General features: G+C 44.2%; 9 protein-coding genes and 1 pseudogene. 7 read left to right on the top strand and 3 right to left on the bottom strand.

Annotated elements, in window-relative coordinates; all coding sequences use genetic code 11:
- Positions 1-118: 118 nt before the first annotated feature.
- A pseudogene (csrA, locus tag EI162_RS00655) lies at positions 119-286 on the top strand (carbon storage regulator CsrA); the annotation flags it as partial.
- 203 nt (positions 287-489) lie between these two features.
- Positions 490-864 carry a HopJ type III effector protein gene (locus tag EI162_RS00650; RefSeq protein ID WP_192522505.1) on the top strand — a complete coding sequence of 125 codons (375 nt, stop codon included), beginning with the start codon at positions 490-492 and terminating at the stop codon, positions 862-864.
- 72 nt (positions 865-936) lie between these two features.
- On the opposite strand, the gene EI162_RS00645 is transcribed toward EI162_RS00650, so the two are convergent.
- Positions 937-1,248 carry a YeaC family protein gene (locus EI162_RS00645; protein WP_192522504.1) on the bottom strand — a complete coding sequence of 104 codons (312 nt, stop codon included), beginning with the start codon at positions 1,246-1,248 and terminating at the stop codon, positions 937-939.
- Between the two features lie 67 nt (positions 1,249-1,315).
- The gene (locus tag EI162_RS00640; protein ID WP_192522503.1) at positions 1,316-2,320 is read right to left on the bottom strand and encodes an NAD(+) kinase; all 1,005 of its coding nucleotides are present in this window, start codon (positions 2,318-2,320) and stop codon (positions 1,316-1,318) included.
- Between the two features lie 312 nt (positions 2,321-2,632).
- On the opposite strand from EI162_RS00640, the gene EI162_RS00635 reads away from it, so the two are divergent.
- A complete protein-coding gene (locus tag EI162_RS00635) occupies positions 2,633-3,355 on the top strand; it encodes a Bax inhibitor-1/YccA family membrane protein (protein WP_192522502.1) in 723 nt (240 codons plus the stop codon).
- A 267-nt stretch (positions 3,356-3,622) separates the two neighbouring features.
- Here EI162_RS00635 and EI162_RS00630 read toward each other — a convergent pair whose 3' ends face one another.
- Positions 3,623-6,493 carry a heavy metal translocating P-type ATPase gene (locus EI162_RS00630; RefSeq protein WP_192522501.1) on the bottom strand — a complete coding sequence of 957 codons (2,871 nt, stop codon included), beginning with the start codon at positions 6,491-6,493 and terminating at the stop codon, positions 3,623-3,625.
- A gap of 395 nt (positions 6,494-6,888) precedes the next feature.
- Between EI162_RS00630 and mrcB the strand changes: the two genes are divergently transcribed.
- The 4 genes from mrcB (at position 6,889) to EI162_RS00610 (ending at position 12,805) form a co-directional block, all read left to right on the top strand.
- Positions 6,889-9,390: a penicillin-binding protein 1B gene (gene mrcB, locus EI162_RS00625; RefSeq protein ID WP_192522500.1), complete on the top strand. Its 2,502-nt coding sequence runs from the start codon at positions 6,889-6,891 to the stop codon at positions 9,388-9,390.
- A gap of 32 nt (positions 9,391-9,422) precedes the next feature.
- Positions 9,423-10,241 carry a tetratricopeptide repeat protein gene (locus tag EI162_RS00620; RefSeq protein WP_192522499.1) on the top strand — a complete coding sequence of 273 codons (819 nt, stop codon included), beginning with the start codon at positions 9,423-9,425 and terminating at the stop codon, positions 10,239-10,241.
- Positions 10,242-10,515: 274 nt separating this feature from the next.
- Positions 10,516-11,442 (top strand): 50S ribosomal protein L11 methyltransferase, encoded by a 927-nt coding sequence (gene prmA / locus EI162_RS00615; RefSeq protein ID WP_192522498.1) that lies wholly within the window; start codon positions 10,516-10,518, stop codon positions 11,440-11,442.
- 175 nt (positions 11,443-11,617) lie between these two features.
- A complete protein-coding gene (locus EI162_RS00610; RefSeq protein WP_192522497.1) occupies positions 11,618-12,805 on the top strand; it encodes a zinc-ribbon and DUF3426 domain-containing protein in 1,188 nt (395 codons plus the stop codon).
- The last annotated feature ends 161 nt before the right edge of the window (positions 12,806-12,966 follow it).

Here is a 12,966-nt window from a genome sequence, read left to right as displayed (position 1 = left end):
AGCGTCTAGCAATGTGTTTTATGAATATAATGCATATTTAGTGCTGCGGTGATGTCCTGCAATTGAGAAGTAATCAGATGAGTAATAATTTTTTGATGCGACATAAGGAGTGTGACGCATGTTAATTTTGACACGCCGCGTGGGCGAAACGCTAATGATTGGTGATGAGGTCAGTGTGACTGTCCTAGGTGTCAAAGGCAATCAAGTACGTATTGGTGTAAATGCACCAAAAGATATTGCCGTACACCGCGAAGAGATTTATCAACGTATTCAGCATGAGCGGTCTGTACAGTCGCAAATGCAGCATCTTGAGCAAGGCAACTTTGCGCCTTCATTTGATGACGAAGACTACTTTAATCGCTAAGCTGTAAGACTTAACGCTTAATTACTAATAATTATTGAGCATATAAAAGCATGTTACTTTTATAATACTGTATTTTTATACGTATTATATTTTGCTTTATTAATCTGCTCTGAGGTCATTTATTTATGAGTATCCGCCAATCAGACGTATCGGCTCTACTTAATGGTTTAAATAAAAAAGCCATTGGATTCAATGATGTCATCAGTTTTATTGATGATTTTTATCGCTATGCACCTGCCCCTTTTGTCAACGGCATGGTACATAATGCAGCGGGTGAAAACGAAGACAGTGCGAAGATTTTTGGCTTTGCCAAGCACCATGGTCTTAATCAATTAGATACGCTAAAACTATTTGGTGAACATTACACCAAAATTCAGGCCACCCCTAAGGGTACGGATCATGCCAATATCCGCAATTTTTTACATTGGGGCTGGCAAGGGTTTTTGATGGAAAAAAACCCATTAACCGTACGTCCAAGTGTTGATACTACCGCGCTTTAATTTTTAATCGAATAACAAAAAATCCACGCTATCATAGCGTGGATTTTTTTGGGGCTGACTTTATTCGGAAGTCTATTTATTACGAAACTTGACGGGTTGCACCGCACCTTTAGGATTGGGCATATTCGGGTAATGATGCTCATGTTCGACATCACATTCAGCGCCAACGATAGAACCATCATCTTTTACGGGTTTATGAATGTAGCCAGTACGTTCGACAGGTGGTAGATGCTCATGCTCCCACACCATTACTGCTTGCATACAAGTGTCACGCTGTTCAGCGGTTAATTTGCGACCATCAGGCCACTTGCCAAGCTCAATTGCCAGACGAAATTTTTCAACCACTTCTGGCGTTAAGCTTGCTAATATCGTTTGTTTATCCATCTTGCCTACTCTCCACCATTGTTTTCTATCATATATTTCATATAATGTTTTTATATAACAGCCACGCTTATTCATCATCCATAATATCATCATCGACATCCAGACTGAATTCTTCGGCATGGACGTTCCAGTGCAGCTTTGTGCGGCACGCCTCATAAAAATCAAACCCTGGCGGATGTAACAAGGTTAATTTATCAGGATGCTTGCGTATGTAGAGCCTTTGCTCTTGCTCAAGTGGCACACTTGGCTTGCCATCTGCACTGACCATCGGCTGTGTACGATTGTCTTCATGGATGCGGATACACACTTCACTATTACCACTGACCACGATTGGCCTACTAGACAAGGTGTGTGGATGCATAGGCACTAGACAAATGGCATCCATGCTCGGATGAATGATAGGGCCACCGCCAGACAATGCATAAGCGGTCGAGCCAGTAGGCGTGGCAGCGATTAAACCATCACTATGCTGACGATAGACATCTTGACCGTCAATTTTCATCTGAAAATCAATCATATGCACGGATTTACCAGCATGCAACACTACATCGTTGAGCGCCATGTCTTCATGGATGATATTGCGCCCTTCTCGTATCTCCATGGTCAATAAAAACCGATGATCCAACTGGTAATCACCCATCAATACTTGGCGTAGTTTAAACTCAGCTTCATCAGGCTTTACATCGGCTAAAAACCCCAAACGACCACGGTTGACGCCGAGTACGGGTACACGGTAACGCGCCAGTGCTTCAGCGGCGTGCAATATCGAACCATCACCGCCAACGACGATGACTAAATCGCAAATCTCACCAATTAGGCTACGTTTAACGATTTTGACTTTTTCAATCTCAGTAAAATTCAGTGTGGGCAAATTAGCTGTTTGCACATCCATAATCAATGTGAGATTCATCTCATTGATGGTTTGCGCAATTTGTACCAAACTTTGAGTGACACTGCGCTTGCCGGCGCGCCCCATCAGCCCAATGCGCCTAAAAGCGGGGTTTTTGATAGCGTGGAACAGCTCTGACTCATGTAAATGTGGCAATCTCGCAGACTGCGCTGAGTTTTCCATAAAACGACTCGGTATAACGGTAAAATACAGAGTAATGATAGCGATAAATGAGCGCTTAGACTAGCATGTTTATGATTTATCGTTGTTAACTGTCGTAATCGACCCAATATACAAGCCATCACACGCTATTTTCAAACGTGTTTGTTTGGCTACACAAGGTCGTTTTATCTATGAGCCAATCGGCTATTTAGATGGTTGTTGAGTGACGCGAAGCCTTGATGGCTGTCACGTAAACACAGTTGACAATAATGGCGGTTTTGCTAAAGTAGCTGACATCTATATTACTTATATTTTATTATTAAGGACACATGTATGGCCAATCCTATTGTCAGTCGCGCAGAACTTGCGATCGGCGGTAATCCAATGACGGTCAAGGGCGTGATTCAAAAGACCAGTCTATTACTTGGATTATCAGCAATCACTGGTGTGGGTTTTTTCTTTTACGCACTGATGGCTGGTCTATCGCAAGGTTTTATCACCATGGCAGCCTTTGGTAGTATGTTTGCCGCTTTTGGTCTCGCCATCTTTATTACCTTTAAACCACAGAAAGCCAAAACTTTCGCGGTACCTTACGCCCTCTTAGAAGGTATATTTTTAGGTGGTATCTCACTGTTCTTTATGAGAATGTATCCAACCGTACCGGTCACCGCTATGTGTGCAACCTTTGTGACTGCAGCGGTCATGCTAGGGTTATATCGCTCAGGTCTGGTTAAGGTTACCGAAAAATTCCGCTCCATTGTAACCTCAGCATTGATTGCTATCATGCTCGTTTATGTGGCACAGTGGGTACTTTCTTTGGTGTTTAGTTCAAGCCTGCCTTTCTTGTTTGAAGGTGGCGCTATTGCTATCGGTTTTAGCTTATTTGTGATCGTTATCGCCTCTTTCACGCTCTTGTTAGATTTTGACAACATTGATCGCGGCGTTGCCATGGGTGTCTCTGAGGACTATGAATGGTTATTCAGTATTGGTATACTTGCAACACTAGTCTGGATGTATATCGAATTTATGCGCTTGCTTAGCTACTTACAAGACTAAGTTAATAAGCCAATCAATAAAAATTCTGCATAAAAACTAAAACCGTCTTAACTATTTATATATAGTTAAGACGGTTTTTTTATGGGTAAAGTTAAATATAATCAGTAAAAAGTAGTGTCGATACACCACATACCGCTTGTATAGTTTTTTCTTGCTTGCTATGCCTTCGCAGACAGAGGCTGCAAAAAAACTATACAAGCAGTATCGTAGTGTTCTTAAAGTACTTTAACTATCATATAAAAAGTGTCCATACACCTAAAAATGCTATTAAGCACGTTTTAAGCGCAGCGCATTTAGCACCACAAACAATGAACTTAGCGACATACCAATAGCAGCGAGCCAAGGTGGTACATAACCTAAAGCCGCTGGTATTAATACACTGCCATTATAAATAAGTGCCCAGCGGAAGTTTTGCTTGATAATGCGCTCCGTTTTATTAGCGATACGCTTGGCCGCAGTAATGGCCTCAATCTGTCCGTTTAAAATAATACTGTCACTCGATACTTGCGCCATATCTGCCGCGCCAGCAATCGAGGTTGAGACATCTGCTGCTGCCAATACGGGTGCGTCATTGATACCATCGCCGACCATCAGCACCACTGCACCGTTAGCTTGCAGCTGCTGAATATGGTTAACCTTGTCTGTTGGTGATAGACCATTATAAGCGGACTGCATACCTAAAGTTTCCGCCATTACCATTGCTTGCGGGCTTGGGTCACCTGTCAGCATCACCGATTCAATCCCCAGCCCTTTTAGTGTATCGAGCATCGATTTGGCGCTATCACGCACCTTGTCATTAAAATAAAAACACGCCAGCGCTTGCCAAGTGGCTGATTCATTTTTCTGACAAGTTTTCTGACAAGATAGTATCACTGCTGAGCTTGCTCGCTCAGCGGCCAAGTCAATCGTAAAATCATTGCTTGCAGTGGGATTACTAGTGCTGTCTAAGGCAAAATCCACATGACCGATGCGATAGAACACCCCATCAATCATAGCTTCAACGCCACCAGCTGGATAGTGCTGTAATGCTTGCGTGGCTGGTAGATGCAGCTGATAGGCAGCGGTTAGCAAGGCATGCGCAATCGGATGCCGACTGCCTACCTCTAGTGCCGCGGCAATTGCTAATAGATGATCTTTTTGCTCAGGTGGTTCGGCATTTCCAAAATCGTTCACCTCATAAGCTTTATGTTGCTCTATAGGTTCTACTAGCGCAATATTCAATAAATTAGGCTTGCCATAAGTCAACGTACCTGTTTTATCAAAAGCCACATGGGTGATTTCTGCTAAAGTTTGTAGCGTATGTCCACGCGTGGTCAAAAATCCATAGCTTGCCAGTCGATTGGTCGCCACCGTGAGCGCAATCGGTGTCGCCAAAGACAGCGCACAAGGACATGTCGCAACCAATACGGCAACGGTTGCCCAAATCGCTTGGCTTGGATCGACAATGTACCAGCCAATAAACACCAAGGCTGACAGCACTAAAATCCGTGCAACAAACCAACGTGCCAGCTTATCTGCTTGCTGTGCCAGTTTGGGTTTTTCGCTCATGGCACGGTTCATCAGCCGATCAATCAGACCAATTTGGCTGTCTTCTGGCAGCGCTGTCACCAACATCTCAAACGGTTGGCTATCATTTTGCGCCCCGCCAACGATATAATCCCCTTGCGACTTAATGATTAAATCGCCCTCGCCCGTTAGCAAGCTTTGCGATACTGTGGCAGCCTGACTCAGCAAAATACCATCACTGATAATTTCCGAGCCAGCCTCAACCAAAATGATGTCACCCACCTGTAAGCTATGAGCGGTTACCATTTTCTTTTCTTCCGCGTCGCCTTCTACATTTGAGAGCGCGTCTAGTTTTGAGGGGTCGGCTGGTTGGTTTTTCGTCTGCTGCCATTTTTGGGCGATATCCGATGTCAACTGATGGATATTGCTATCCATACTCTGCATAAAGTCAGGCACAGACTTTGATAAAACTATAGTAGTTACTTTATCAACAGCCAAACCCTCCGCCTGATTAATGGTTTGTTCAGACTGCTTATCAAAGGCTTGTTGCTTAAGTACATTTTGTTCTAGTCGCTGCAAAATACGTTCAGCAGCTTCTTTATCTTCTGCAATTTTTTGTACCAATACTGGCTCAACCACCACCAAATCATTGGCCATACTGGCTGCTTTTAGGCGCGCATTGTGCTCGATATAGCGTCCAGCCAGTAAGAAGAATATAAACATGCTGACCGATTCATAATAGGTTTCCCCTTGTCCAGTGATAGTGGCATAAAGACTGGCAAAGAATGTTACAATCAAAGCAATACTAACCGGCACATCCATATTGACTTGACGCGCACGAACCGCTGACCATGCTGAGGTGAAGAAAGGAACGCCAGCATAAAAGAATACCGGTGTACTGACGAATAACGATACCCAGCGCAGAAAATCACGTTGAAATATCAACATATCGCTGCTCGCGCCAAAATACATCGGCACTGCATACATCATTGCCTGCATCGAACCCAATGCGGCGATGCCTAAACGAACTAGCATTTGGTTGTTATGTCGCGCCAGCATGGCTTCGTGGGTATCCTGCCGATAAGGCTTGGCTTCATAGCCAATCTCATTAATAACCGCGAGAATACGGCTAATAGGCAGTTTGCTCTCATCCCAAATCACGCGCATACGCTGATTGGTTAAATTGACCTGACATTGACTGATACCATCCAGCTCATCTAACCGCGATTCAATCAACCAAGTACAGGCCGCACAACGTAAGTTATTGACAGACAACTCTGCAACCGACATGCCGTCTTGCGCATAGACGAACTGTGATTTGATTTCGTCATGGTCATAAGCTTCGAGACGCGTCAACTGCGTCGGTAAGCTGGCCGTGCGGTTAATTTCTGAGCGATCCAGATAATACTGCTCAAGCCCAGCCTCTACGATACTCTCTGACGCTAACTGACAGCCCATACAGCACATCTCACGAGACTTGCCTAGTATTTCAGCATGAAACGGCGGTTGTGGGACTGGATCACCGCAATGAAAGCAATGACCAGCAAGTGGCAGTACTAAACCGTCAGTGATGGAGTTGTCTTCGTAGTGATGACTGGAGGTTGATGCCATGGGTGATGGGACACTGGACATAATCGCACTTATTTCCTTTAGACAGGTTTGCTCAAACCCTATTCGCTTTGAGTAAACTGGCTACCGTTAATACTGCTCAATGATTATTTAAAATAGCTAGGGCGTGTCTTCAAACAAGGTAAAAGACAACAACCGCTAATTTATAAAAAACACATCATGATAGCAATCTTAAACTGCTATCGTGAATATCTATGCTATATGGCACTTATTAGGCCAATTAAAAGCTTTTAAGGCTTTCGTATTAATAACCATTATACTATACGCCAGTGCTGTGAGCAGGATAACCACTCATAGTTGAATACCAATGAATGCCCACATTGACGATGATAGATTGAAAAATTTATCAATTTGCGTCATTATGAGGCAGTTTTTTATCCCAAAATGGTGCGACATCAGTGCAAAAATCCAATTCTAAGTTACCAAATACCAAATTATCACAGTCATCTAAGTCTGTTAAACACACGCTACCTTCACAGCAGCGTGGCTTGGTATTTAGTAGTCTGATATTAATTGTTATTATCGCTGGTATGGTGCTATTGGCGCTATATTTAATCAAACTTGATCGCACCATTACTCATAAGTTTGAGGGTAAACGCTGGGATATTCCTGCCAAAGTATACTCACAGCCGCTTGAGTTATACCAAGGTGCTAGTGTTGATAAAGATACGATGAAGACCTGGCTGGAATTGCTTAATTATCAAAGCAATAAAGCCTATGATCGCACGGGCACCTATCACAAATCAGGCAACACCTACTTTATCCACACTCGCGGTTTTAGTTATAGCGCCAACGATGTGGACAAAGAGCAAGTCATCAAAATGACCATTGCCGGCAATAAAATTGAGTCGGTACAAAGCACCTTGCCTGCCAAAAGCGGTATTATTCGTTTAGAGCCTGTCAATATTGGTGGTATTTATCCAGACAGCAATGAAGACCGTATGGTCGTCTCATTAGATGACGTGCCGCAGCCGTTGATTGATGCGCTAATCGCTACTGAAGACCGCGCGTTTTATGAGCACAAAGGGGTCTCTATACGCGGTATTGCTCGCGCCGTACTGAACAACTTTTCTGGTGGCTCTAGACAAGGCGGTTCGACCATCACTCAGCAGCTGATCAAAAATTTCTATCTCAATTCAGACCGTACCCTAAAACGCAAAGCCAACGAAGCATTTATGGCGGTACTACTTGAGCTACATTATAGCAAAGATGAAATTTTACAAACGTATCTAAACGAGATTTACTTAGGGCAAAATGGCAACCGTTCTATTAACGGTTTCGGTTTGGCCTCACAGTTTTATTTTGACAAACCTTTAAAAGAGTTGCGCTTAGATCAGCAAGCGATGCTGGTCGGTATGGCAAAAGGTCCTAGTGTTTATAACCCGCGTCGCCATCCAAATGATTCAAAAGCACGCCGTGACGTGGTGCTTAGCAATATGCTAGCCGTTGGCTCACTTAGCCAAGAAGACTACGACAAAGCCTTAGAAGAGCCGCTAGGTATCGTCGATAAGCCTGTTGAAGGCAAGAGTCAGTTCCCCGACTTTTTGGATATCGTCAAACGCGAATTAAACACCGTCTACTATTCTGATGACCTCAAAAATGAAGGCTTGATTATCATCAGTACCTTGGACCCTATCGCGCAATTGGCCGCAGACAAAGCCGTTGATAAGAAATTAGGTGAACTACGTCGTAAAGGTAGCAAAACCAAAGATCTACAAGGTGCATTGGTGAGTGCCAATCCAGAAACTGGCGAGCTGGTCTCTGTGGTAGGTAGCGGCAGTGAATTTACTGGCTTCAACCGTGCCGTCGATGCCAAACGCCAAGTAGGTTCATTATTGAAGCCCATTATTTATATGACCGCGCTTGAAAGCGGACGCTATAATCTAGCCAGTTCAGTAGATGATTCGCCGATTACTGTCAATCTAAGCGACGGTACAAAATGGAATCCAAGAAACTACGACAACCGTGACCATGGCTATGTACCCTTTACCACGGCCCTGTCTAAATCTTATAACCATAGTGCGGTACGCTTGGGTATGGAGTTTGGGGTCAACACCTTTGCCAAACAGTTACAACGCATGGGGGTCAAAGAAAAAATACCACCCTATCCTTCGGCTTTATTAGGCTCTGTCAATCTTAGCCCAATGGATATGCTCGGTGTCTACCAAGTCTTTGCCACCGGTGGCTTCCGCACACCTATTCATAGTATCCGTACCGTAATCGATGATCGTGGCCGCATATTGCAGCGTACTGGCCTAAATACTCAGCGCAGCATTCCACCTGAGACAAACTTTTTGACAAACTATGCGCTACAACAAGTGGTCTCAAACGGTACTGCTAGACGGGTACAATCACTTGGTAGTAACTTAAACTTGGCAGGTAAAACAGGCACCACGAACGATTATCGTGATGCTTGGTTTGCCGGTTACAGTGGCAACTATGTCAGCGTGGTTTGGGTGGGCCGTGATGATAACAAGCCGATTGGTCTAAGCGGTGGCACTGGCGCGTTGCCGGTTTGGGTTGATTATATGAAGCGCTTAAAACTGACACCTGTGGCACTACCAGAGCCTGAGGGTATCGAATGGTTATGGTTAGAGAACAACTCAGGCAAACTCTCTAATGAGCGCTGTGCCGACGCCCGCTATCTGCCAGTGATGTCAGCACATTTACCAGAAGAGGCCAGCAGCTGTGCCATTGGCTTATACCAACAAGAGCGTGCTCGTGAGCAGATGCAGTGGCAAAATCAGAGGGGCGCGACCGATCAGCAACGCCGCCGTGAAAATTTAGAAAGTCCAAATGGTGACGCCGTTGAAACAGACGATGACGATAGTGCCGAGCAAAATGGTGACACACCCAATCGTGCTGACACTTGGTACGACCGCGCAGTTGAATGGTTCTAAAATTGCTATTAAAAATCAAAAAGGATCTCGAGATGGTGTTACCTCTACAACAAACTGTATCGGTTAAAGAAGCTATTATTAACCCGTTAAAAAAATACACAGCAGCCAATACGTTACTCGTAGCCAGTGCTGTGATTGGCATGCTAAGTTTGAGTGCTTGCCAAACTGCACCAAGTACGCCCACTGCGATGAAAACCTCGACCGTTCAAACGGTGCCATCCTCACAAACCCCAAAAACCTCCACAACGACGGTCACTCAAGCGCCCATTGTTAATACAGATATGGTTAGAACAGATAACGAAAACAATCATCCCATCGAGCCATACCCTACATCTGAGTCAACAAATCCATTGACGCAAGAAACGCCTGTATTCGCACCGTCTAATCCAATGTCGACCCAGCCTGACACGACTATAATAGCGCCTTCTCGTGAAGACTATATAATCTCTGAGCCATCAGCGCCTTCACATAATGAGCTGTTGGAGCGTGCCAGAAAAAACTCACAACAAAAATCCCAGCAACCAGTCATTAATAACAGCAATCTACCAGCATTTCGCAATTTGATGCAAGCGGGAATCAGTCAGCTAAAATCTGGCCAACTAACCAATGCTGAAAACAGTTTTACCCGTGCTCAACGCATGGCACCCAAGTCGTCTGCGGTTTATTTTTATTTGGCCCAAGTAGCACTGAAAAAGAACCAACCTCGCAAGGCAGAAGCCATGGCACGCCGTGGACTGAGCGTTTCTCAAGATGCTAATCGCAGGCGTGCGTTATGGCAAATAATTTTGCAGTCAGGACAAGCACAAGGCAACTCGCGTGTGGTCAGTGAAGCCAAACAAGCATTGCGTTAATATCAAGACATATCGAAGTGAATCGATACTAAGTTTATAACTTTGTAATCTATAGTTAAATCACTTTAGAATAGATACAAGCGCTACTGGAGTAAATTTTTCGCAGCCTCTGTCGGCGTAGGCACAGCAAGCCAGAAAAACTTACTCCAGTAGTGCATGGTTATTAATGTGTCGACTTTAATCTCCAACTGACTATACTCACTTTTTCTATTCTGCACCCTCATTATTTATCCAAATCATACATTCATTTTTATTTTAGCTTAAGGTTATCGTTATGGCATGGCAACAACTGCATTTACAATGTGAAAAAGCAAACGTCGATTTGGCTGAGGCGCTGCTACTAGAGGCAGGCGCATTATCAATAGCCTTAGACGACGCAGGTGATCAACCTTTGTTTGAGCCACTTCCTGGTGAGTCACCACTGTGGGATGAGGTCATCCTAACAGGATTATTTGATGCCACTACCGATGCTGGTAATCGTCAGGCCATCGAGCAGCTAAGTCATGACATCGCCGCACAAGTACAAGCCACCCGACTTTGGCTAAGTGCTGTCGATGACAAAGACTGGGAGCGCGAATGGATGAGCAACTATCACCCAATAGAATGTGCCAATAACTTGTGGATTGTGCCTAACTGGCTAACGCCGCCCAATCCTGACGCGACTAACATTATTATGGATCCTGGCTTAGCCTTTGGTACTGGCTATCACGCCACCACACGCTTATGCCTCGACTGGTTAACAGAACAAGACTTAAAAGACAAAGTCGTGATTGATTACGGTTGCGGTTCAGGTATTTTAGGCATCGCCGCTTTATTATTGGGTGCACGCCAAGTTTACGCAGTCGATATTGATCCCCAAGCGGTGCTCGCAACCAATCAAAATGCAGCACGTAACCATGTTGGTGATCGTCTACAAGCGTTTTTGCCAGAAGACTTCACTGATTACTGCTCGCAAAATGATGTCTTACCTGTAGAAGCTATCATCGCCAATATTTTGGCCAAACCACTTATCGGCTTAGCCCCTTATTTCGCCACCTTAATCGCACCGAAAGGTCGCATTGTATTGGCAGGCTTAATCGAGTCGCAAACCGAACAAGTAACGGCGGCTTACCAACCTTATTTTACGCTTGATGCAAAACATGCTTTTACGGCACAAGAAGACCAACATTGGCAGCGTTTATCTGGTATATTTACAGGCTAGCAACATTTAATTACATCTGTTACGATAGAGGGCAGTCAAATGTTATGTGTTTGACGCCACTCTGTCCATGACTCATAGAATTTTAGAGCTTTTAAATGGCAGTATTAGCACCATAGGCAGCTTTTAGTGAGTGGCTCAGCGGTAGTGATAACCATACTTTCTTGGATTCAACCCTATGACCACCCCAATAAAAACCCAGTGCCCTCATTGCCAAGCTTGCTTTAAAGTAAAACAAACTCAGTTAAATAAAGTCAACGCCACTGTTAGCTGTGATCAATGCCAGCGAAATTTTTTGGTCAATAAGCATCTAATCGTCACTCCTAACTCCCTCAATGACACTACTATTCAAGCAGATATCGACTCTACTCAACCTAAAGCACGGTCATCAAAAGACTTCCCATCCGATACATTGATTCATGACGACTTGATTTATGATGATATGGATATCGATGAGTCAAAAGAGAGCGGTTTGGAGTATGACTCTTTAGATAGTATGGATGCTTGGTTGACTCAAGCCAGTCTTAGCTCTACAACAACGAACACCCCCTCAAAGAGCCGCGCTAAAACGTCTGATAAAAACGCCAATTCATTGGTGAAATCAACTTCTAACACTGTAACAAACCACTCATCATCCGCACAGGTTGCACTAAGTTCGGCAGCCGCTAATGATATTCGTGCAAACGTTGATGCTGCCACTGACAACGCCTGGCTCGAAAAACTCCTTAAAGACCAAAATATAGACCAAAACATACCGCAAGATGATACAGATTTATCGCAGTTATTACTCGATATGGGTGTGCCACTCAAACATGAAGACAGTGCTGCTACTAACGGGACTGTAAATAGAGGGGCTGTAAAAAAACCACCAGCCCATCACAGCTCAACTCCTGAAAGGCGCTCGGTCGCATCGTTACTGTGGATACTCGGATGCTTGGTATTAGCCATGTTGCTTTTTGCACAATATGTCATTTTCAACTTAGAAACCTTGGTAAAAACCCCCGCTCATGCAGAGCGCCTTCAAGCCATATGTTCGATCGCGGCTTGTAGTTTACCCAGTGCAGATCTAATGGCATTTACTATTAACAACCCCAGTCACAAACCCAGTCAAATCAATCAAACCGGCAGGTTTAGCGATGTCAGCGCCACATTGAGTAATCAGAGCGCAACCGCGCAGCTATACCCTAATGTTAAGGTCAGCGTTTACGGCGCAGACAATCTGATTGGTGAATTTATCGCGGCACCAGACGATTATCTATTGAGCAAGCAGAATCAATTAGCCGCTAATAGTGACAGAAAACTACTGTTTACAATACCTGTTGCTAATGCACAAATTCGCGAAGTGACCTTAAATGCTCTGTATTAAGCCTATTTTTATTTATACTTTTTGGATAGGCTATAATATCTCTAGCCTATTTACTCGCTTTCGTTCAGTTTGAGGTTACGCCCTAATTCATCAAAGTCTAATCCAGACAAGAGGCAAATCAACGGTAATGCTAAGATAGTGACCAATCTTTCGGTGCTAGA

It is taken from the genome of Psychrobacter sp. FME6 (assembly GCF_014861365.1).
Taxonomy (GTDB): domain Bacteria; phylum Pseudomonadota; class Gammaproteobacteria; order Pseudomonadales; family Moraxellaceae; genus Psychrobacter.
Note: the sequence above shows the minus strand (reverse complement) of the source record. Positions and strands in the feature narration are given on the sequence as shown.

What these genes read in the sequence shown, in the direction of transcription:
- EI162_RS00650 (WP_192522505.1), top strand. Translation starts at nt 490, where the DNA reads ATGAGTATCCGCCAATCAGACGTATCGGCTCTACTTAATGGTTTAAAT.
- EI162_RS00645 (WP_192522504.1), bottom strand. Translation starts at nt 1,248, where the DNA reads ATGGATAAACAAACGATATTAGCAAGCTTAACGCCAGAAGTGGTTGAA.
- EI162_RS00640 (WP_192522503.1), bottom strand. Translation starts at nt 2,320, where the DNA reads ATGGAAAACTCAGCGCAGTCTGCGAGATTGCCACATTTACATGAGTCA.
- EI162_RS00635 (WP_192522502.1), top strand. Translation starts at nt 2,633, where the DNA reads ATGGCCAATCCTATTGTCAGTCGCGCAGAACTTGCGATCGGCGGTAAT.
- EI162_RS00630 (WP_192522501.1), bottom strand. Translation starts at nt 6,493, where the DNA reads ATGTCCAGTGTCCCATCACCCATGGCATCAACCTCCAGTCATCACTAC.
- EI162_RS00620 (WP_192522499.1), top strand. Translation starts at nt 9,423, where the DNA reads ATGGTGTTACCTCTACAACAAACTGTATCGGTTAAAGAAGCTATTATT.
- prmA (WP_192522498.1), top strand. Translation starts at nt 10,516, where the DNA reads ATGGCATGGCAACAACTGCATTTACAATGTGAAAAAGCAAACGTCGAT.
- EI162_RS00610 (WP_192522497.1), top strand. Translation starts at nt 11,618, where the DNA reads ATGACCACCCCAATAAAAACCCAGTGCCCTCATTGCCAAGCTTGCTTT.